Source organism: Kumtagia sp. (genome assembly GCF_059502445.1).
The window spans coordinates 39,607-58,732 of record NZ_JCACER010000110.1; the positions used below are offsets into that span (position 1 = coordinate 39,607).

Annotated in this window: 20 protein-coding genes; 10 read left to right on the forward strand and 10 right to left on the reverse strand. The window is 68.0% G+C overall.

The window, feature by feature from the left end:
• Positions 1–198: 198 nt before the first annotated feature.
• From AC5JDC_RS29195 to AC5JDC_RS29220, 6 genes are all read right to left on the reverse strand, one after another.
• Entirely contained in the window at positions 199–1,233 is a 1,035-nt protein-coding gene (locus tag AC5JDC_RS29195; protein ID WP_495847057.1) for a Gfo/Idh/MocA family protein, read from the reverse strand.
• A 12-nt stretch (positions 1,234–1,245) separates the two neighbouring features.
• Positions 1,246–2,073, reverse strand: coding sequence for a phosphogluconate dehydrogenase C-terminal domain-containing protein (locus tag AC5JDC_RS29200; RefSeq protein ID WP_495847059.1), 828 nt, complete (start codon positions 2,071–2,073; stop codon positions 1,246–1,248).
• 21 nt (positions 2,074–2,094) lie between these two features.
• Positions 2,095–3,075 carry an ABC transporter permease gene (locus AC5JDC_RS29205; RefSeq protein ID WP_495847061.1) on the reverse strand — a complete coding sequence of 327 codons (981 nt, stop codon included), beginning with the start codon at positions 3,073–3,075 and terminating at the stop codon, positions 2,095–2,097.
• Positions 3,072–4,607 (reverse strand): sugar ABC transporter ATP-binding protein, encoded by a 1,536-nt coding sequence (locus tag AC5JDC_RS29210; protein ID WP_495847063.1) that lies wholly within the window; start codon positions 4,605–4,607, stop codon positions 3,072–3,074. Before AC5JDC_RS29210 ends, AC5JDC_RS29205 begins: the two co-directional genes overlap by 4 nt.
• Positions 4,608–4,610: 3 nt before the next feature.
• Positions 4,611–5,648, reverse strand: coding sequence for an ABC transporter permease (locus tag AC5JDC_RS29215; RefSeq protein WP_495847065.1), 1,038 nt, complete (start codon positions 5,646–5,648; stop codon positions 4,611–4,613).
• A gap of 312 nt (positions 5,649–5,960) precedes the next feature.
• Positions 5,961–6,968, reverse strand: a complete 1,008-nt coding sequence (locus AC5JDC_RS29220; protein ID WP_495847067.1) for a sugar ABC transporter substrate-binding protein — start codon at positions 6,966–6,968, stop codon at positions 5,961–5,963.
• 200 nt (positions 6,969–7,168) lie between these two features.
• On the opposite strand from AC5JDC_RS29220, the gene nanR reads away from it, so the two are divergent.
• From nanR to AC5JDC_RS29260, 8 genes are all read left to right on the forward strand, one after another.
• Positions 7,169–7,894, forward strand: coding sequence for a transcriptional regulator NanR (gene nanR, locus AC5JDC_RS29225; protein ID WP_106771299.1), 726 nt, complete (start codon positions 7,169–7,171; stop codon positions 7,892–7,894).
• Positions 7,895–7,985: 91 nt separating this feature from the next.
• Entirely contained in the window at positions 7,986–9,251 is a 1,266-nt protein-coding gene (locus AC5JDC_RS29230; protein WP_495847070.1) for a ribulose-bisphosphate carboxylase large subunit family protein, read from the forward strand.
• A gap of 47 nt (positions 9,252–9,298) precedes the next feature.
• On the forward strand, positions 9,299–10,144 hold the full coding sequence (locus AC5JDC_RS29235) for a phosphogluconate dehydrogenase C-terminal domain-containing protein (protein WP_495847072.1): 846 nt from the start codon (positions 9,299–9,301) through the stop codon (positions 10,142–10,144).
• A gap of 303 nt (positions 10,145–10,447) precedes the next feature.
• The gene (locus tag AC5JDC_RS29240) at positions 10,448–11,272 is read left to right on the forward strand and encodes a sugar phosphate isomerase/epimerase family protein (RefSeq protein ID WP_495847074.1); all 825 of its coding nucleotides are present in this window, start codon (positions 10,448–10,450) and stop codon (positions 11,270–11,272) included.
• Between the two features lie 96 nt (positions 11,273–11,368).
• A complete protein-coding gene (locus AC5JDC_RS29245; protein WP_495847076.1) occupies positions 11,369–11,875 on the forward strand; it encodes a hypothetical protein in 507 nt (168 codons plus the stop codon).
• Positions 11,872–13,407 carry an FAD-dependent oxidoreductase gene (locus AC5JDC_RS29250; RefSeq protein WP_495847078.1) on the forward strand — a complete coding sequence of 512 codons (1,536 nt, stop codon included), beginning with the start codon at positions 11,872–11,874 and terminating at the stop codon, positions 13,405–13,407. The genes AC5JDC_RS29245 and AC5JDC_RS29250 overlap by 4 nt, the downstream gene beginning before the upstream one ends.
• A complete protein-coding gene (locus tag AC5JDC_RS29255) occupies positions 13,404–14,690 on the forward strand; it encodes an SDR family oxidoreductase (protein ID WP_495847080.1) in 1,287 nt (428 codons plus the stop codon). The genes AC5JDC_RS29250 and AC5JDC_RS29255 overlap by 4 nt, the downstream gene beginning before the upstream one ends.
• The gene (locus AC5JDC_RS29260; RefSeq protein WP_495847082.1) at positions 14,690–15,166 is read left to right on the forward strand and encodes a DUF2269 family protein; all 477 of its coding nucleotides are present in this window, start codon (positions 14,690–14,692) and stop codon (positions 15,164–15,166) included. The genes AC5JDC_RS29255 and AC5JDC_RS29260 overlap by 1 nt, the downstream gene beginning before the upstream one ends.
• 13 nt (positions 15,167–15,179) lie before the next feature.
• Here the strand turns inward: AC5JDC_RS29260 and AC5JDC_RS29265 are convergent, their stop codons facing one another.
• Together AC5JDC_RS29265 and AC5JDC_RS29270 are read right to left on the reverse strand one after the other, a co-directional pair.
• Positions 15,180–15,575, reverse strand: coding sequence for a GFA family protein (locus AC5JDC_RS29265; protein ID WP_495847084.1), 396 nt, complete (start codon positions 15,573–15,575; stop codon positions 15,180–15,182).
• 5 nt (positions 15,576–15,580) lie between these two features.
• Positions 15,581–15,835 (reverse strand): hypothetical protein, encoded by a 255-nt coding sequence (locus tag AC5JDC_RS29270; RefSeq protein WP_495847086.1) that lies wholly within the window; start codon positions 15,833–15,835, stop codon positions 15,581–15,583.
• Positions 15,836–16,000: 165 nt separating this feature from the next.
• Between AC5JDC_RS29270 and AC5JDC_RS29275 the strand changes: the two genes are divergently transcribed.
• Positions 16,001–16,564: an ATP-dependent Clp protease proteolytic subunit gene (locus AC5JDC_RS29275; protein ID WP_165816002.1), complete on the forward strand. Its 564-nt coding sequence runs from the start codon at positions 16,001–16,003 to the stop codon at positions 16,562–16,564.
• Between the two features lie 150 nt (positions 16,565–16,714).
• Positions 16,715–16,909, forward strand: coding sequence for a hypothetical protein (locus AC5JDC_RS29280; protein WP_245428330.1), 195 nt, complete (start codon positions 16,715–16,717; stop codon positions 16,907–16,909).
• A gap of 22 nt (positions 16,910–16,931) precedes the next feature.
• Here the strand turns inward: AC5JDC_RS29280 and AC5JDC_RS29285 are convergent, their stop codons facing one another.
• Positions 16,932–17,819, reverse strand: coding sequence for an amidohydrolase family protein (locus tag AC5JDC_RS29285; RefSeq protein ID WP_495847088.1), 888 nt, complete (start codon positions 17,817–17,819; stop codon positions 16,932–16,934).
• Positions 17,820–17,837: 18 nt separating this feature from the next.
• Positions 17,838–19,088: a VWA domain-containing protein gene (locus tag AC5JDC_RS29290; protein ID WP_495847090.1), complete on the reverse strand. Its 1,251-nt coding sequence runs from the start codon at positions 19,086–19,088 to the stop codon at positions 17,838–17,840.
• Between the last annotated feature and the right edge of the window lie 38 nt (positions 19,089–19,126).

Consider the following 19,126-nt stretch of genomic DNA (forward strand, 5'->3'; position numbering starts at 1 on the left):
AGCTCACCATGAGGGCTGCTGGGATCACCGCGCCAACCGCCATCGGCGAACGGCGCAACGACAGTCGCGGCACGCGAAGCCTATCCGTAGCCCTCATGGTGAGCTTGTCGAACCACGAGGGCGCTGGACGCCAGCCAGCATTTCCCGGTAAGGGGAGGCGCCCCGAACGGATCCGCAGGGGTGAAACGGTTTCGACCATCACAGCGTTCGCGGATCGACGGTTTGGCCGGTGGCGGCGCTGAGGTAGGAGGCTTCCACCAGCGCATAGGTGCCGAGATTGTCGCGTCCCGAGGTCGACGGCGCCTTGCCGCTACGCAGGCAGTCGACCCAGTGCCGCTGGATCAGCAGCACGCTTTCCTGGACGTTGTGCCACGGCCGTTCGGCCCAGGGCAGCAGAGGCGGTGACACGTCGCGGACCTCCGTGCCGGATTTGCCGGTCACCGCCAGCCGGTAGTTCGCCGAGAGCCGGATCGAGCCGTCCGAGCCGTCGATCTCGACAAGAGTCTGCGGGAACAGCTCCTGCTCGAGCCGGCTCGAATAGCTGCAGTCGACGATCGAGGTGGCGCCGTTCTCGTGCGACAGAAGCACGGTCGCCACGTCTTCGCCCCTGACGCGCGGGTTGACCCGGTTGGTCCGCGCGGCGACGCCGGCGACATCGCCGAACAGGAAGCGCGCGGTGTCGAGCACATGCACGCCGAGATCCTCCAGGATGAAACGCTCGCCCTCGGCGAGATAGGGCTGGCCGGCATAGACGTCGTAGCCCGAGCGGAACGACACCCGCCCCCAGAACGGCGTGCCGATGGCGCCGCCGTCGATCGCCTCGCGCACCGCGATCAGGGGCGACTGCCAGCGGAAATTCTCGTGGATCATGAAGGGCACGCCGGCCGCCTCGCAGGCGGCGACCATCGCCTTGGCGTCGTCGAAGGTCGGCGCCACCGGCTTCTGGCAGATCACCGGCAGCCGGTTGGCGGCCGCGAGCTCCACCAGCCCGCGGTGGCTCGGCGCCGTGGTGGCGATGTCGACAAAATCCAGCGTCTCCCGCGCCATCATCTCGGCCGCGTCCGGGTAGGTGCGCGCGATGCCGAAGCGGGTCGCTGCCGCGGCCAGCCGGTCGGGATCGCGGTCGCACAGCGCGACGATGCGCGCACCACCACCCTCGCGCTCGATGTCGCGCCAGGCGTTGAGCTGGTTCATGGCGAAGAAGCCGCAGCCGATCAGCGCGCCGTTGAGCATGGCAACCTCCTCTCAGGTGATGCGGCGGATGGAGTCGGCGAGCTCCCGCGGCTCGAAGATGCGCTTCCAGTCGTCGCGCATCAGCATCGGCTTGCCGAACTCGATCGCCTTGTTGCAGGCGTCGGAGAACACGCCGGGCGTCTCCTCGAAGATCACTGCGCCGAGCACGTTCATGTGGCCGAGCAGGAAATCGCGTGCCGCCTGCTTCGGCACGCCGCGCGCCACCACCTCGTCCATGGCTTCCCGCATCACCACCAGCAGGCTGGCGCACAGCGTCTCCGACAGGCCGGGCTCCAGCATCGCCATCTGCTCCACCGTGATGCGGTGCGAGCGCATCACCGGCGCCCAGATGATCTTGGCGATCTCCTCGCCGAGCCCATAGGCCTCGTCCGGCCCTTGCATCAGCGCGCTGACGATGTGCTGCTTGGCGGCGACGCCGCCGAAGAAGTCGCGCTTGGCCGCCGGCTCGGTCTCGTCGTTGAAGATCGGCGGGTGGCAGGGGTGGGTGACGAAATAGGTGAGGTCGTCGCGCCGCGGCATGTGCCCGGCGAAGGGCGCCGCTGCGTCGAGGATCACCAGCATGGTGCCGGGCCTCAAATCCTTCTCGATCGTGGCGGCGACCTTGCCGATCGCGGTGTCGGGCACGGCAAGGACCACCACCGCCGCGCCGTCGACGGCCGCCGCCGTGTCGACGCTGTCCAGCCCGAGCCCGGTCTTCAGCCGCTCGCGTCCGGCCTCGCTCACCTCGGCGTAGCGCAGATCGAAGCGCGAGTCCTTCAGTTTGCCGGCAAGGCGGTAGCCCATCTTGCCGCCGGCGCCGATCAGCGCGACCGTGGTCATGTCAGTCAATCTCCAGTCCGGTTACTCGGCTGCCAGCGGACGGATGGTCCGCCGCTCCAGCCTCTCGATGATGCGGGTGCGCAGGCCGTCTATGGCGACGGCGAGGAAGATGATCGCCGCCGTCACCAGCGGATAGATGTACGGGTCGGCATTGATGATGTTGAGCCCGTTCTGGACCGACTTGATCAGGATGGCGCCGAACACGGTGCCGGACACGCTGCCGCGCCCGCCGAACAGCGAGACGCCGCCCAGTACCGCCGCGGCGATCGCCGCGAACTCGATCTGGTCGCCGTATTTCGGGCCGACCGCGCCGATCTGGGTGATCGACACGAAGCCGCCTATGCCGGCGCACAGCCCGGCTATGACGAAGCAGGCGAAGACGATGCGGCCGACCGGCAGGCCGGCCTTGCGCGCCGCCTCCGGGTCGCCGCCGACCGCGTAGACCTGCCGGCCGAACGGCGTCTGGTGCAGCACCACCCAGGCGATGGCGAAGACGACGAGGAAGGCGAAGATCGCCGAGGGGATGCCGAGCACGGTGGCGCGGTTGAGAGTGAGTATCTGGTCCTCGAACATCAGCGTGCGGGTGTTCGACAGATACATAGCGATGCCGCGCAATATGAACAGCGTCGCCAGCGTCACGATGAAGGAAGCTATGCCGAAGCGCGTCACCACGAAGCCGTTGACGGCGCCGATGGCGCCGGCCAGCATCAGCACCGCCGCCAGGCCGATCGGCCAGGGAATGCCGGTGAGGTAGAGCGCCAGCACGCTGGCGGTGAGATACATGCTGCCGCCGACCGACAGGTCGATCTGGGCGGTCAGGAGCACGAAGGTCATGCCGATCGCCAGGATGGCGATGGGCGCCGCCTGGATGATGATGTTCCTGAAGTTCGCCAGCGCGAGGAAGCGGTCCGACATCAGGCCGAACACAACTAGCAGCACGATGAACAGCAGGTAGGGGGCGTTCTGCAGGATGAGCAGAAGCGCGCGGCTGCCCAGTTTCATAACGCCGCCTCCAACCTTGCGGTCAGTCCCGCCGCCGCCGTCATGATCGCCTCCCGGTCGAACGGCCGCCGGTCGAAGGAGCCGGTGATCTCGCCGCGCGAGATCGTCAGGATACGGTCGGACAGGCCGATCAGCTCCTCGATCTCCGACGATATCAGCAGCACGGCGCTGCCGCGCTCGACCAGCCCGTTGATGATGCGGTAGACTTCCTGCTTGGCGCCGACGTCGATGCCGCGCGTCGGCTCGTCGAGGATGAACAGCTTCGGCTGGCGGCGCAGCCATTTGCCGATCACCACCTTCTGCTGGTTGCCGCCGGAAAGATGCTTCACCTTGACCTCGCCGACCTTGTCGGTCGACAGCCGCATGGCGGAGGCCATCTCCAGCGACACCTTCGCGATCTTGCCGCCGTCGAGGATGCCGAAGGCGCCGGCGACGTCGCGCAGCGAGGCGAGCACGGTGTTCTCGGCGATGGTGAAATCCATCAGCAGGCCTTCGCCGCGCCGGTCTTCGGTGAGGAAGGCGATGCCCGCCTCCATCGCCTTGACCGGCGTCGGCTCGGAGAGCGGCTTTCCGCCGATCTCGATCCTGCCCTCGCGGAAGGAATCCAGGCCGAAGATCATGCGCGCCAGCTCGGAGCGGCCGGAGCCCATCAGGCCGGCGAGGCCGACGATCTCGCCGGCCTTGATGTCGAAGCCGATGTTCTCCGCGACGCCGGGCTGGGTCAGGCCCGAGACCGAGAAAGCCACCTCCGTGCCGGCCGTCCCAGGGCGCTGCGGATAGATGGTGTCGATCGAGCGCCCGACCATCATGGCGATGATTTGCTGCAGCGACAGGTCCTTCGCCGCGCCGGCGCCGGCGAGATGGCCGTCGCGCAGCACGGTGATGGTCTCGCAGGTAGCCATCACGTCCTCCAGCGCGTGGCTGATGTAGATGATGGCGATGCCGCGCTGCTTCAGCCGCTCTATGATGGCGAACAGCCGCTCGACCTCGGGCCGGGTCAGCGAGGTGGTCGGCTCGTCGAAGATGATCAGCCGGGCCTTGCGCGACAGCGCCTTGGCGATCTCGACCAGCTGCCGCTCGCCCTGACTCAGCCGGGCGACCTCGGTTGACGGCTTCATGTGCAGGTCGACCTCCTTCAGCACCGCTTCGGTGCGCGCGCTTATCGCCTTGCGGTCGATCAGCGGCAGCAGCCCGCCGCGGCGGGGAAAGGCGTCGACGAACAGGTTTTCCGCGATGGAGAGGTTCTGGAAGAGGTTGAGTTCCTGGTGGATGAAGGCGACGCCGGCGGCGATCGCGGCCTTCGGGTCGGCGGGCGCGTAGGGCTTGCCGTCGAGGCGCATCTCGCCGGCGTCCGGCTGGTGGACGCCGCCGAGGATGTTCATGCTGGTCGACTTGCCCGAGCCGTTCTCGCCGACCAGGCCGAGCGCCTCGCCGGGTTTCACCGAGAAGCCGACGTCGTGCAGCACGGTGACGCCGAAGAAGCTCTTGCGCAGGCCCTCGACCTCGAGCAGCGGCATGGTTCCGTCGGCCATCCCTCAGCGCTCCGTCAGGATGCGGTTGCGCAGCGTGTCCATCATCGCCGCCAGCAGGATGACGCTGCCCTTGATGATGTAGATGGCGAACAGCGAGGCGCCGAGCAGCTTCATCGAGGTGTCGAGGATGAGCAGGAACAGCACGCCGAACACCGTCCAGACGATCTTGCCCTTGCCGCCGAACAGGCTGGTGCCGCCGATGACGACCGCGCCGATGACGTCGAGCAGGATGTTCTCGCCGGCGATCGGCGAGCCCGTCTGCATGCGCGAGGCATACATCATCGCCGCCACCGAGGCGCAGGCGCCGCTGATCAGGAAGGTCATCAGGATGGTGCGCTCCACCGGAATGCCGGAAACGCGCGCCGCCTTGGGATTGGCGCCGACGGCATAGATCCAGCGGCCGTAGCGGGTGCGCGACAGGAGCATGTGCGCAGCGACCGCGATCAGCCCGGCGACGATCACCGTATAGGGCAGGCCGGCGAGCGAGCCCGTGGCGAAGCCGGTGAAGGCGTCCGGCAGGCCGGCAATCGAGGAGGAGGTCGAGTGGAAGGTCACGTACCAGATGGCGGCGCCGGCGACGAACATGCGGGTCGCCAGCGTGACGATGAAGGGCGGCATGTTCAGCTTGACCACCGAGAGACCGTTGATCGCGCCGATGCCCAGCCCGACGGCCAGCATCGCCAGGATCGCGGCGGGCACGGCGAGCGCGCTGCCGCCGAGATAGCCGCCATTGCCGGTCATCACCGAGGCGCCGACGACCGCCGCCATCGAGATGATAGCGGTGACGGAGAGGTCGATGCCGGCGACGATCAGCACGAAGGTCTGGCCGATCGCCACGACCAGCAGGGGCATCATGTCGCTCAGGATGTTCGACCACACGCCCCACGTGACGATCTCGGGCACGAAGGGATAGATCGCCGCGACGTAGAGCACGCACAGCACCAGCACGAAATATTCCGACAGGATCGGCCTGATGAAGCGCGTCATTCCGGCGCTTGCGCCGGCGGTTCGGGCGAGTTGTGCGGGCGGCACTGCGGTCATGTCCGGGTCGCTCGTGGTGGAACTTCGTTTACGACCGGGCCGCCCGCTCACGCTGTCCGGGGGCGGCCCGGTCGGTCCGGGAGGAATTTTGTCGAAGGCCTTCGATCCTTCGCTGCCTCGTAGCGCCCCCTCTCCGTCTCGCCCTTCGGGCTCGCCACCTCTCCCCCACTTCGTGGGGGCGAGGAACCCAAGCTGGAGAGGCGCCGGCGCAGCCACCGCGATTCCTCTCCCCCTGGCAGGGGGAGAGGTGGCCCGAAGGGCCGGTGAGGGGGTGCTTGATCAGGAAATGCAGCTGATGCGTGCGTTCCCCGCTCAGCCCGCGTTCTTCGCCTTCCACAGCACGTAACCCCACATCTCCTCCTTCTTCTCCTCCATGTTCTTCTGGGTGATGGCGAAGCCGGGGTCGAGCAGCAGCTTGTCGACCTTCTTGCCTTCCTGCAGGTCGAGGATGGCCTGGATGGCGAGCTCGGTCTCGTAGAACAGGTTCTGCACGCCGCAGGCGTCCATGTAGCCGTCCTTCATCAGCGCATAGGCATCGGGAAAGCCGTCGAAGCCGGTGAAGATGACATGCTTGTCGTCGCCGACCGGATACCACTTGTCGGCGGATTTCAGCGCCTGCTGGATCTGCGGGATGAGGAAGTCGGAGGAGGTGAAGATGAAGGAGATGTCGGGATTGGCCTGCAGCGCGTTGGTCAGACCGGCGAAGGCGGTGTCGGCGTTCCACTCGGTCGGGATCTTGGCCACCACCTCGATCGCGTCAGGGAACTTGTCGACCGCCTCCTGGAATCCGTCGCGGCGCTGGATGGCATTGGGGTCGCCGAGGTCGCCGATCAGGATCGCCGCCTTGTGCTTCTTGCCGGATGCCTTCGCCACCTCGCAGGAATAGGTGACGGCGTCGCGCGAGATCTTCTGGTTGTCGGCCTGGATGGCGACCGAGAAGGCGTCGGTCTCGGCCGGTGGCCGGTTGAAATGCACCATCGGGATGTTGGCAGCGTTGGCCGCCTTGATCGCCGGAATGACGGCGTTGGAATCGGTCTGCACGATGATGATGCCGTCGACCTTGCGGGCGATCGCGGCGCGCACCTGCTCGAACTGCTTGTTGTCGTCCTGGTCCGAGATGGCTTCCATGATCTCGAAGCCGCGTTTCTTCAGGTCGTCGCGGATGATCTGGATGCCCGCCACCCAGAACTCCGAATAGAGGCCGTCGAAGAGGACGGCGATGGTCTTGGTGCCCTGTGCGCGCACCGCGACGGTGAGGCCGCTGGCCGCGGCGATGGCCGTCAGCGCGCCCACGGTGAAATCACGTCTGTTGATTGTCATTGGCATTTCCCTCCCAGAAACGCGGGACGCGCCATCGCGGCGCGCCTTCCAACCTGCCGACCTCAAAGGGGGTCGTGACAACACGTTAGGTCATCATATATGTCATGTCAATCATTGCCACGATGCGTGGTTTTGGCGATGATTGTGTCGCCCGGGAACGTCCAGTAGAACGGGCCGACCAGCAGCAGGAAGGCATCGGCATGGAGCCTGTCCACAAGAAGAAGCTCTACCAGGAAGTGCTCGACCGCCTGATCGCGGCGATCTCCACGTCGGAATTCCCGCCGGGCTCGCAATTGCCGTCGGAGCGCGAACTGATGAGCATGATCGGCGTGGGCCGGCCTTCCATCCGCGAGGCGATGCTGTCGCTGCAGCAGATGGGGCTGATCAAGATCTCGCATGGCGAGCGCGCCCGCGTCATCAATCCGACCGCCGAGGTGCTGGTCGACCAGATCTCGGCGGCCATGATCATGCTGCTCGCCACCAGCCCGCGCGGCCTGGAGGAGCTGAAGGAAGCCCGCCTCTGGCTGGAAACCGCGCTGGTGCGCATGGCGACGCGCAACGCCACGGCGCGCGACCTCGACCGGCTCGCCGCCTCGATCCGCGAGCTCAAGGAGGCGCGCGGCGACCATGCGCGCTTCGTCGCCGCCGACATGGCCTTTCACGGCCTTATCGCCGACATGAGCGGCAATTCGATGGTGGCGGCCGTCACCAAGGGCATGCTCGACTGGCTGTCGCGCTTCAAGCGCGATCTCGTGTCGGTGCGCGGCGCCGAGCGGCTCACCATCGAGGAGCACGAGAAGATCCACAAGGCGATCGCCGCCGGCGATGCCGCCACCGCCAGCGCCATGATGGCCGACCACATCACGCGGGCGAACGACCTCTACAAGGTACTGGGCGAGCCGATGAAGGTGGAGGCGGACGCCTGATCCGAGGTTCGCTCCCGGCAAACTGATATGATGACATGAACTCCAAAGGGTGCTATCCAGCCCGCATCGCCACGCCGATTCGGGGCCGCCCTTGTCCGACCGCATCCTCGCCACCTACCTGATCGAGACACGCTATCCGCTTGAGCAGGCGGCGGCGGCAATGGCCGGCGAGCAGTCGAGCGGCACCTTCCGCGCCATTCCCGGCGAGACGCCGGAGCTGCTGGCGCGCTACGGCGCCAGGGTCGAGCGGATCGAGGAGATCGGCGAGGCGGAGGGGGAAAGCCTGCCGTTCTCGCGTCCGCCCAAGGCTGAGGCCTCGGCCCGCCCGCGCCGCGCCCATGTCACGATCTCCTGGAACTTCGAAAACACCGGGACGATCCTCTCCTCGGTCTGGTCGACGGTGCTCGGCAATCTGTTCGAGCTGCACCATTTCTCGGCGCTGCGGCTGCTCGAGCTCGACCTGCCCGACGCCTTCACCGAGGCCTATCCCGGCCCCGCCTTCGCCGTCGAGGGCACGCGCCGGCTGACCGGCGTCCACGGACGGCCGATCGTCGGCACCATTGTCAAGCCGAGCGTCGGGCTGACGCCGGAGGCGACCGCCGAACTGGCCGACCGGATGATCTCCGCCGGCCTCGACTTCCTCAAGGACGACGAACTGATGGGAGACCCGCCGCATTCGCCCTTCGCCCGGCGCTTCGAGGCGGTGATGCAGGTCATCGATCGCCACGCCGACCGCACCGGCCGCAAGGCGATGTATGCCGTCAACATCTCCGGCGATATGGACGCCATGCGCCGCCAGCTCGACGTGATCGAGAAGCGCGGCGGCACCGCCGCCATGCTGGTGCTGAACTCGGTCGGGCTGAGCGGCGTCATCGAGATCCGCCGGCACGCCTCGGTGGCGCTGCACGGCCACCGCGCCGGCTGGGGCCTCTACCACCGCTCGCCGGCGCTCGGCATGAGCTACCGCGCCTATCAGAAGTTCTGGCGGCTGGCCGGCGTCGACCACCTGCACGTCAACGGGCTTTCCAACAAGTTCTGCGAGCCCGACGACAGCGTCATCGCCTCGGCCAGGGAGTGTCTGACGCCGATGTTCCGGCGCCCCGACCGGCCGGACACGGTGATGCCGGTGTTTTCCTCGGCGCAGTCGGCCGTGCAGGCGGAGGAGACCTATCGGCTGCTCGGCTCCGAGGATCTCATCTACTGCGCCGGAGGCGGCATCGTCGCTCATCCCGACGGGGCCGAGGCCGGGGTGCGCAGCATCCACGAGGCCTGGCAGGCGGCGAAGCAAGGCATTCCGGCAAAGGACTTTGCCCGCAGCCATCCCGCGCTGGCCGCGGCGCTCCAGGCATTCGGCTAGGTCTTCACCAACGCTTTTCGCACTCACAGAATGCAAGGGAGGTTTTCATGAAAACATCGGTCGCCGTGCTCGGTTCGGGCGGCAAGATGGGGTTCCGCGTCACCCGAAAGCTGGTCGACGCCGGCTATGACGTGCGCGCCGTCGAGATCGGCGAGCCGGGCCGCCAGCGCCTGGCCGAGGCCGGCATCGCCGCCGTCGACGTCGATGCGGGCGTCAAGGGCGCGAAGGTGGTCGTGCTGGCGCTGCCGGACAACGTCATCGGCAAGGTCGCGGCGGACCTTTCGCCGAAGCTGGAGACCGGCACCATGCTGCTGATCCTCGACGCGGCCGCACCCTATGCCGACGACCTGCCGAAGGACCGGCCGGATCTCACCTATTTCGTCGGCCATCCCTGCCATCCGCCGCTGTTCAACGACGAGACCGACTGGGCGGCGCGGCGCGACTATCACGGCGGCATCGCCCGGCAGTCGATCGTCTGCGCGCTGATGCAGGGACCTGAGGAGCATTATGCGCTCGGCGAGGAGATCTGCCGGGCGATGTGGTCGCCGATCATCAACTCCTACCGCGTCAGCGTCGAGCAGCTCGCCATCCTGGAGCCGGGCCTGTCGGAGATGGTGGCGATGCCCTTCGTCGACACCATGGTCGAGGCGGTCGAGGAGTGCGAGAAGAAATACGGCATTCCGCGCCAGGCGGCGCTCGACTTCCTCATCGGCCACCTCAATGTCGAGATCGCCATGTGGTTCGGCTTTTCGCCGAAGGTGCCGTCCGACGCGGCGCTGCGGCTGATGCGCTTCGCCAAGGGTGTGGTGGTGCGGGACGAATGGCGCGACGCGCTGTCGCCGGCCAAGGTCAAGGAGGCGGCCGAGCTCATCGTCTACGGCAAGGGCGCCTGATTTTGGCAAGGCAATCGCTTGCTTACCCCCACCCCTAACCCCTCCCCACAAGGGGGAGGGGACTTTGCGGCCGCTACGCCGCGCGAAACCGTTGACGATTGGCGCATCGCGGAGAGCCAGCAAGATTCCCCTCCCCCTTGTGGGGAGGGGTTAGGGGTGGGGGTATCGGACCTCGCGACTTTCCAGAAGGCTCCGTGAGCGAGTGCCCTGCCAACGAGGGGAGGGAGAGTGTCACGCTCGCTGACCTCCTCCCTTCTGGCGGGAGAGCCCGAAGGAGACCTCGCACCCGGTCGGGAGACCCTCATGACACGCACCGTTTCCGTCTCGACCGCGCTGTTCGACGGGTACGGCATGGAGACCGCGATCGAGGAGATCGCGGCCGCCGGCTGCCGCTGGGTCGAGCCCGCCTACATCAAGGGTTATGTCGATTTCGACGAGACCGCCTTCTCCGACGCCGGCGCGGCCCGGCTCGGCGGGCTGATCGCCGGCGCCGGCCTGTCGGTCACGGCGATCTCGGCGCATCTCGATCTCGGCCAAGCCGGTGCCGGGGCCATGCTGGAGCGGCGCATCGGCTTCGCCTCGGCACTCGGGGCCCGCTTCGTCATCACCAATGCCGGGCAGGCCGCCGATCGCCGGCGCATCCTGTCGGTCATCAAGGCAGTGCAGCCGCGATGCGAAGCCGCGGATATCGTCCTGGCGCTGGAAAATCCCGGCCACGGTTCTGGCGCGCTGATCGGCAACGGCGGGGAGGGCGCGGCGCTGGTCCGCGAGATCGGTTCACCGCATGTCCGGCTGAACTACGATGTCGGCAACGTGTTCACCTACAGCCACGAAAGCATGAAGCCTGAAGACGACATCGCGCCGGCGGTCGAGGCGATCGCCCATCTGCACCTGAAGGACGTCGCGAGCGGCGCGGATGGCTGGCGCTTCACGGCGATCGGCGACGGCGCCATCGACTACCGCGCCGTCTGGAAGGTCTTGCCGCCCGGCCTGCCGGTCGCCGTCGAGCTGCCGCTGCGGCTCGACCGCCGCGGCCGCGCCGACCCGGTGCGCCGGCCCGACCGCGTACCGCTGGCCGATATCCGCGCGGCGATGCAGCGCTCGCTCGCTTTCGTGGCGGCCTTGTAGGCTGCCTGCTCGCGGCGCCGTTCCGCTGCCTTTGCGGGCGCTCGCCGCCATGCCGGGAACAAACCTCCGCCGCCGCTGGTTTGAGAAAAATCAGCGATGGAGAAGCACGTGCGTCAGGTGGTGTTCGGCGCTCTGGCCGGTCTTGCGGCGACGATGGCGATGACCGCCGCAATGCGCCGGCTGCATCCGCTTCTGCACGGCGAGGACCGCTACCCGCTGCCGCCGCGCGAGATCACCGAGCGCACAGGCCTGCACGGCGGCGACACGCCGGCGCGAACCGTGCTGGCGCATTTCGGTTTCGGGGCGCTCACCGGCGCGCTCTATGCCGGCTCGCCGTTCCGGCGCCTGGGCGGGGTCGGCTATGGCCTTGCCGTCTGGGCCGCAAGCTATCTCGGCTGGATTCCGGCAGCACGCATCCTGGCGCCCGCCACCCGTCATCCGTCGGAACGCAACCTGCTGATGATCGCCGTGCATGTCGTGTGGGGTGCCGCGCTCGCGGCATCGCTCAGGGAATTGAACCGCTCGGCCGAGGAAGTGTTCAGCCGACCCGCAGGGCGCCTCCGGCCGGCCCGTGAAAGGCGCGAGATGGAGCCTGACCGATGAGCACGAAGCAAGGCACCCCGTTATGGCTGGATCGCCCGGCCCCGATCTCGTTCGACGCGCTGGCGGCCGACCTGGCCGTCGACGTCGCCATCGTCGGCGCCGGAATCGTCGGCCTGCACTGCGCCCGTCTTCTGCGGGGGTCCGGACGGAAGGTCGTCGTGCTCGAGGCGCGCCGCGTCGGCCGCCAGGCGACCGGCCGGTCCACCGCCAAGGTGACCTCGCAGCACGGGCTCAAATATGCGTCGCTGATGCGGGACTTCGGCCGCGACGCGGCCCAGCTCTACGCCCGCTTCAACCAGCGCGCGGTCGGCGAGATCGCCGGCATCTGCGCGGAGCTGCCGGACCGGGCCGGCCTCGAGGAGCGGGATGCCTTCATCTATGCCGAGACGGCGCGCCAGGCCGAGCAGCTGCGCGAGGAAGCCGATGTCGCCGTCGCGCTCGGCCTGCCGGCCGAGTTCCGCTCGTCCGTCGCCGTGCCCATGCGCACCGAAGGTGCCCTGCGCTTTTCCGGCCAGTACCAGTTCGATCCCTATTTCTATCTCACCGGCCTCGCCGGCCTGACGCGCGGCGACGGCGTCTCGATCTTCGAGAACAGCCGCGTCACCGACATCGACGCCAGCACGCCCTGCGTGCTCGAGGTCAACGGCCACAAGGTGACGGCCGAAACGGTGGTGGTGTCGACGCAGATGCCCATCGTCAACGAAGGCCTGTTCTACGCAAAGGCCTATCCCTTCGCCCATCCCGTCGCCGCGGCACCGTTGCCCGCCGGCGTCGAGATCGACGGCATGTTCATCAACACCGGCAGCCCGACCCATTCCTTCCGCACCGCCGGGAAGGACGGACAGCGTTTCGTCGTCGTCGCCGGTGCCGAATACAAGACCGGGGAGCCCAAGGAAGCCGGGACGGCGGTCGCCGACATGCTCGCCTTCATGAAGCGGGTTTTCGGCATCGCCGAGCCGTCGCATCTGTGGAGCAACGAGGATTTCCGCTCGATGGATTCCGCCGCCTTCGTCGGTCCCGCGAGCTCCTCGCATCCCAACCTGCTCGTCGCCGTCGGCTTCGACGCCTGGGGCATCACCCAGGGAACGGTCGCCGCCGAGATCCTGGCTCAGCGCATCCGCGGCGAAAAGCATGCCTGCGCCGACCTGTTCGACGCCACCCGCGTCAAGCCGATCGCCGGCGGGCCGACCTTCGTCACCGAGAACATCAAGGTCGCGGCGGATCTGGTCGGCGGCCGGATGCTCGGCCGCAAGGCCACCGCTTTCGAGGACATCCCGCCGAACGGCGGAGGTGTCGTGAGTCACGGCGGCGAGTATGTTGCGGTACGAAGGACGGAGGACGGCACGGTGACGGCATTGTCGGCGGTCTGCACGCATCTCGGCTGCCTCGTCGGCTGGAACCCGGTCGACCGCACCTGGGACTGCTCCTGCCATGGCTCACGCTTCGACGAGCATGGCGAGGTGCTGAGCGGTCCGGCCGTCGCCCCGCTCGCGCCCAAGCCCGCTCCGCCGGCCGGAAAGCGGAGCGGATGAAAGTCCTGGTCACCGGCGCCACCGGACTGATCGGCGCGGCAGTCTGTGCAAGGCTGATCGCGAACGGGCATGACGTGACGGGCATGGCGCGCCGTACCGCGCCGGCAGCACTCGGCCGCCCGCCGATCGTCGCGCACGACATGGCGGCGGCGACGCGGCCCGAGCACTGGCTTTCCCATCTCGCCGGCATCGATGCCGTGGTCAACTGCGCCGGCATCTTGCAGGAGAGCGGCGCAGAGAACATGGAAGCCGTCCACCGCGACGCCGTGGCGGCGCTGTTCGAGGCCTGCGCGCGGACGGGCGTGCGCAAGGTCGCGCACTTCTCGGCGATCGGCGTCGACCGTGAGCAGCCGTCATCCTTCTCGGCGACAAAGCTCTCCGGAGACCAGGCGCTGATGGCGCTGGACCTCGACTGGGCCATCCTCCGCCCGTCTGTCGTGCTCGGGCGGCCCGCCTTCGGCGCCAGCGCCCTGCTGCGCGGGCTGGCGGCGCTGCCCGTGCTGCCGTCCATGCCCGCAACCGGCCGGCTTCAGGTGGTGCAACTCGACGACGTCGTCGCGACCGTCCTGTTGCTGCTCGAACGGCCTCAGCCGACGCGCGCCGTGCTGGAGCTGGCCGGCCCCGAAGCTTGCAGCATGGACGAGGTGGTCGGGCTCTATCGCCGCTGGTTCGGATGGCGCGAGGCGCGGCGCTTCGTCCTGCCGGAATGGGCGGCTGCCTTGCTCTACCGCCTCGGCGACCTTGCCGCCGCGCTCGGCTGGCGGCCGCCGCTGCGCGGCAACGCGGCAAAGGAGATCCGGCGCGGCGCGGTCGGCGATTCCTCCGCATGGACCGCGCTCACCGGCATTCTGCCGGCGGCGCTGCCGGCTGCCCTGGCGGCCCGCCCGGCGACGGTCCAGGAGAAATGGTTCGCCCGGCTCTATTTCATCAAGCCGGCGATCTTCGTGGTGCTGCCGTTCTTCTGGATCATGACCGGCATCATCTCGCTCTCCACCGGCTGGCGCAGCGGCCTCGAACTGCTGCAGCCGACCGTCATGGACGCGTTCTCGCCCGCCATGGTGGTCGCCGGCGCCATCGCCGACATCGCCATCGGCGCGCTGATCGCCTGGCGGCGCAGCGCCAGGGCCGGGCTCTACGCCGCGATCGCGCTTTCGGTCTTCTACGCGCTCACCGGCACGATTCTCAGGCCCGATCTCTGGAACGAGCCGCTGGGTCCGCTGATGAAGATCCTGCCGATCGTGGTTCTTCACCTCGTCGCGCTGGCGATCCTGGAGGAGCGTTGATGCTCTATTTCGTGCTGAAATTCCTGCATGTGATCGGCGCGGCCGTGCTTTTAGGCACCGGTGCCGGCATCGCCTTCTTCATGCTGCTCGCCCACCGCACGGGAAATGCCGTAGTGATCGCAGGCGTGGCCCGCATCGTGGTGATCGCCGATTTCCTGTTCACCGCCACCGCCGTCATCGCCCAGCCGGTCACCGGCGTCGCGCTTGCCTGGCATCTCGGCTACTCGCTGGCGGAGGGCTGGATCGTGCTGTCGATCGCGCTTTACATCCTCACCGGCGTGTTCTGGCTGCCGGTGGTGTGGATGCAGATGGAGATGCGCCACCTTGCGGAGGCCGCTGCCGCGCAGGGCTCTCCTCTACCCGAACGCTACCATCAGCTTTTTCGGATGTGGTTCGCCTTCGGCTTTCCGGCCTTCTTCGCCGTCCTCGGCATCTTCTGGCTGATGATCGCGCGCGCGATGCTTTGGTGGGAGTAGCGGGCGGCGCTCCTCAGACGGGCTGCATGTCGTCGCGGTCGTGATCGAACTGCTCCGCCCAGGGCAGATGCTGCAACCAGGTCTCGCGCCGGCCGATCCACAGCTCGTATTGCGGCGCCAGATCGGTCGGCGCGTCGTCGAAGCTGCCGATCATGATCTCCGCCTCGTCCGGCCGCAGCGAGGCCACACGCGAGCCGCAGCGCGGGCAGAAGCTGCGCCCTTCATGGGTGCCGAGCTTGCCTGTCGCCTCATAGGCGGAGCGTGGCCAGATCGCGAAGGCGCTGAAGGTCGAGCCGCTGGTCTTGCGGCAGTCGAGGCAATGGCACAGCCCGGTCCGCAAGGGCTGGCCCGAGACCGTGAAGCGGACCGCGCCGCACAGGCATCCGCCCTGTCGCCGAATGTCGCTCATCGGCGTCAACCGAGCGGCTTGTCGGTCGGGCGCGGGGTGGCGCCGGCCTCCCGCCTGTTTCCCGCATTGCGGTTGGCGACCTTGCTGTCCAGCGGCGAATGCCTGGGCTTCGTCCCGCCGCTGTTGGCGGCCTTGGTCGGCTCACGCTTTTCCCCGGCGTTCTCGTCGGAAAGATCGCCGGACTCCGGCTTGCGGACCTGCGGCTTCCAGGTCGGGGCGGGCATCGGGGCATCCTCGGGGATACGGTCCTTGGCGGTCATGCTGCATCTCCTTGTCCTCACGACAGAACCCGGATGCCGGCTCGAATGTTCCGTGGCCTGCTCGCTCGGCGTACCCGCCGCATCGACAGGAACCTTTGCCGCGGCAGAGCAGTTCGAGAGACAAACCTTTCGGATCAGGCAGGCTTTCGGATCAAGGATATTTTCATGCTGGCGCCAAACGAGCTTCTCTTCCGGTCCAACGTGCAGCTCTACGGGTTGATCGACGACAATGCCGTCCTCAACGCGATCGACGGGATCAGGGCCGTGTTCGAAAGCGATGCCCATCTCGTGCTTGAGCTGAACACGCTGGGCGGCGACGCCGATGCGGCCAGGCGCATCGCGCACGAGGTCCGGCTGTTCCGTGCCCATAGCGGGCGCGACGCCTACTGCATCGGCAAGACGGTGGTCTATTCGGCCGGCGTCACCATCCTCGCGGCCTTCCCGAAGGCGTGCCGCTTCCTGACCGAGGACGCCGTGCTGCTCGTCCATGAGCGCCGGACCGAAAAGACCCTTCAGCTCAACGGGCCGATGAAGTCCTGCATCCAGATCGTGCGCGAGGAACTGGCTCTGCTCGAGACGGCCAGCAAGCTGGAGTTGGACGGCTTCGCCGAACTGATCGACGGCAGCCGGATCACCGTCGACGAGCTGTTCGAGCGCGCTACCGGCAATGGCTACTTTTTCGCCGACGAGGCGGTGGAACTCGGGCTGGTCGCCGGCATCCTGCGGTGAGACCTGCGCCGCGGAGCGGCCAACCGCGTCGCGATCATCGAATCGGGTAGGGCGGTCGCCGTCTTCGCCGAACTTGTCGCATGCGATTGTGCCGTCCGGAACCGGTCTGCCTTTGCCGGCTTATAGTCCGTCCCTTTGGAGGAACCCACCATGGCACAGATGACAGGCGGTCGCGGCGGCGGCGACAAGACGACGCAAAGAAGCGGCAAGACCGGCGGCCGGCAGGCGACGCCGAGCCCCGCGCCGGAAAAGGTGTCCGGAGCCGGTCCGGCGGCGGCCGAACATTCGAAGGACGCCAAGGCGGCGCGGTCCGGACGCCAGCCGGGAGCCTACGTCAAGAAGTGACGGCGATTTCGACTGCGGGCGCTCACACCGGCCGGTAGACCCGCTCCGCCGTGTTCCAGAAAACGTTGCGCTCGGCCTCCGGCCCATGCCTGGCCACGGCCTGCCGGTGCGCGGCGACGAGTTCGGCATGGCTGGTCCACAGCTTCTCGATCGGGAAGTTGGAACCGAACATCAGCCGGTCGCTGCCGAGGATGTCGATCGCATTGTCGACGACCGTGCCGATCACTTCGGGGTCGTTGCGGTGGACGAAGGTGCCGAGTCCGGAGAGCTTCGCGTGGAAATTGGGTGCCGTGGCGAGCAGGCGCAGGCCGGTCTTCCATTCGTCCACGACCGGCGCGGCCAGGTCGGTCAGCATGCCGGCATGGGTCAGGATGAAATCCGTCTCCGGGTTCTCGCCGACCAGCTGCAGGCCGTCCTTCATCTGCGCCGGGAAAAGCTGCAGGTCGAAGGACAAGCCATAATCCTTCAGCCGGCCGACATTGCCGCGCACCTTCGGGTCTACCACCTGGTCCGCCGACGGCGCGAAGCGGAATTGCGGGTTTTCGTGCCAGTGCAGCTGCATGCGCACGCCGCGCAGCAGCGGATATTTTTTCAGCCGGTCGAGCTGCGGGCGCGCATCGTCCACCGTCATGTCGCAATAGCCGACGATGGCATGCGGCCAACCGGTCTCTTCCGCCGTCCGCTGCAGCCAGGCCACCTCCTTCTCGAAATCCTCCCTGGCCCAGTTGGTCTGCACATAGACCGCCTTCTCGACGCCCGATCCGGCCTGGTCCGCCAAAAATTCCCCGATCGGATAGTCGCGGCGGATCGGCTCGTAGGGGCCGAAGATGCGCGGCACCATCGGCCCCATCAGCCAGGGCTGGTCCTTCTGCCGCCAGATGTGGAAGTGAGAATCGATGGTTTTCTGCATGGTGTGTTCCTTGGTGCCTTACCGGCCGCTCCTCGGCCCGCCCCCTCCACCACGCTTCGCGTGGTCCCCATCCCCCGCGCAGGGGAGGATCAGCGGCGCAGCCGGCAGGCCCTGGATCCTCGCCCGTTTACGGGGGAGGGGGACCACGCGAAGCGTGGTGGAGGGGGCAGATACGAAGGCGGGTGGACCTTTGAGCGACAGCATGAACCGCGTCAGGCTTTCGATCGACGACCCGTCGACCAGATCGTCGAGCAGCGGCAGGATCGTCTTCAGCGCGGCCGTCTCGGGTTTGAAGCGCGGATCGCCGGCGAGCGGCGTCGCCAGCGACAGCCGGAAGGCGCGGGCGGCGAGCCGGCGCATGGCCGTCTCCATCTCGGCGTGGCCGCCGCGCTCCAGCCCGTCCGACAGGATGACGACGGCTGCGCCGCGGGCGAAGGCGGCGAAGCGTGGCACCGACAGGAAGGCGAGCAGCGTCGGCCCGATGCGCGTGCCGCCGTCCCAGTCGTCCACCAGCGCGGCGGCGCGGGCGAGCGCCTGGTCGCGATCGCGCAGCCTGAGCGACGGCGTGATGCGGGTGAGCCGCGTGCCGAAGGTCAGCACCTCGGCGCCACGGGCCGCCTGCACCACGGCATGCGCCAGCTTGAGGTAGTCGGCCGTATGCAGCTTCATCGAGCCCGACACGTCGATCAGCATCAGCAGCCGGCGTGGCACGGACTGCCGGCGGCGCAGCAGCGGCCACGGCACGTCGCCGTCGGCGCGCACGATCTCCTTGAGCGAGCGGCGCAGGTCGACGGCGCCGCGCGACGGCGTCTGCACCGTGCGGAACGAGCGCCGCGCCGGCAGCGCGCCGGGCAGGGCATGGCGGAAGGCGACGAGCCGGTCCTCGTCCGAGACGAATTGCCTGGCGCTGAGCTGTTCCCTCGCCGAGGCGAGCTCGCCGCCTTGCTCCTCGCGCCTGGCTTCGACGCTATCCTCGCGCGGCACGCCGTCGTCTTTGACGGCGGTCTCCTCCTCGCCGTCGCCTTCAACCGCGACCGAACCGTCGCCGTGGAAGTGTGCACGAAACAGCGTCTCGAATTCCTGGCGGCGATCTGGTGGCGGCGCCAGCGTGGCGAGCGCCGCCTGGCGGATATCCTCCATCGACCGCGGGCCGAGCAGCGTCACCGCACGCATGAAGCCCGCCGACTGCTCGGGCGCCACCGCGAAGCCGAAGCTGCGCAGCAGGCGTGCGAAGGCGGGGAAGGGGGCTGCGGCGGGCGGAAGGTTCACAGCGCGCCCCCTCCCCCCTTGTGGGGAGGGTGGCCGGG

Bases quoted from the DNA above. Each gene is read 5' to 3' on its own strand.
- AC5JDC_RS29195 (WP_495847057.1), bottom strand. From the start codon at position 1,233: ATGCTCAACGGCGCGCTGATCGGCTGCGGCTTCTTCGCCATGAACCAG.
- AC5JDC_RS29200 (WP_495847059.1), bottom strand. From the start codon at position 2,073: ATGACCACGGTCGCGCTGATCGGCGCCGGCGGCAAGATGGGCTACCGC.
- AC5JDC_RS29205 (WP_495847061.1), bottom strand. From the start codon at position 3,075: ATGAAACTGGGCAGCCGCGCGCTTCTGCTCATCCTGCAGAACGCCCCC.
- AC5JDC_RS29210 (WP_495847063.1), bottom strand. From the start codon at position 4,607: ATGGCCGACGGAACCATGCCGCTGCTCGAGGTCGAGGGCCTGCGCAAG.
- AC5JDC_RS29215 (WP_495847065.1), bottom strand. From the start codon at position 5,648: ATGACCGCAGTGCCGCCCGCACAACTCGCCCGAACCGCCGGCGCAAGC.
- AC5JDC_RS29220 (WP_495847067.1), bottom strand. From the start codon at position 6,968: ATGACAATCAACAGACGTGATTTCACCGTGGGCGCGCTGACGGCCATC.
- nanR (WP_106771299.1), top strand. From the start codon at position 7,169: ATGGAGCCTGTCCACAAGAAGAAGCTCTACCAGGAAGTGCTCGACCGC.
- AC5JDC_RS29235 (WP_495847072.1), top strand. From the start codon at position 9,299: ATGAAAACATCGGTCGCCGTGCTCGGTTCGGGCGGCAAGATGGGGTTC.
- AC5JDC_RS29240 (WP_495847074.1), top strand. From the start codon at position 10,448: ATGACACGCACCGTTTCCGTCTCGACCGCGCTGTTCGACGGGTACGGC.
- AC5JDC_RS29245 (WP_495847076.1), top strand. From the start codon at position 11,369: ATGGAGAAGCACGTGCGTCAGGTGGTGTTCGGCGCTCTGGCCGGTCTT.
- AC5JDC_RS29250 (WP_495847078.1), top strand. From the start codon at position 11,872: ATGAGCACGAAGCAAGGCACCCCGTTATGGCTGGATCGCCCGGCCCCG.
- AC5JDC_RS29255 (WP_495847080.1), top strand. From the start codon at position 13,404: ATGAAAGTCCTGGTCACCGGCGCCACCGGACTGATCGGCGCGGCAGTC.
- AC5JDC_RS29260 (WP_495847082.1), top strand. From the start codon at position 14,690: ATGCTCTATTTCGTGCTGAAATTCCTGCATGTGATCGGCGCGGCCGTG.
- AC5JDC_RS29265 (WP_495847084.1), bottom strand. From the start codon at position 15,575: ATGAGCGACATTCGGCGACAGGGCGGATGCCTGTGCGGCGCGGTCCGC.
- AC5JDC_RS29270 (WP_495847086.1), bottom strand. From the start codon at position 15,835: ATGACCGCCAAGGACCGTATCCCCGAGGATGCCCCGATGCCCGCCCCG.
- AC5JDC_RS29275 (WP_165816002.1), top strand. From the start codon at position 16,001: ATGCTGGCGCCAAACGAGCTTCTCTTCCGGTCCAACGTGCAGCTCTAC.
- AC5JDC_RS29280 (WP_245428330.1), top strand. From the start codon at position 16,715: ATGGCACAGATGACAGGCGGTCGCGGCGGCGGCGACAAGACGACGCAA.
- AC5JDC_RS29285 (WP_495847088.1), bottom strand. From the start codon at position 17,819: ATGCAGAAAACCATCGATTCTCACTTCCACATCTGGCGGCAGAAGGAC.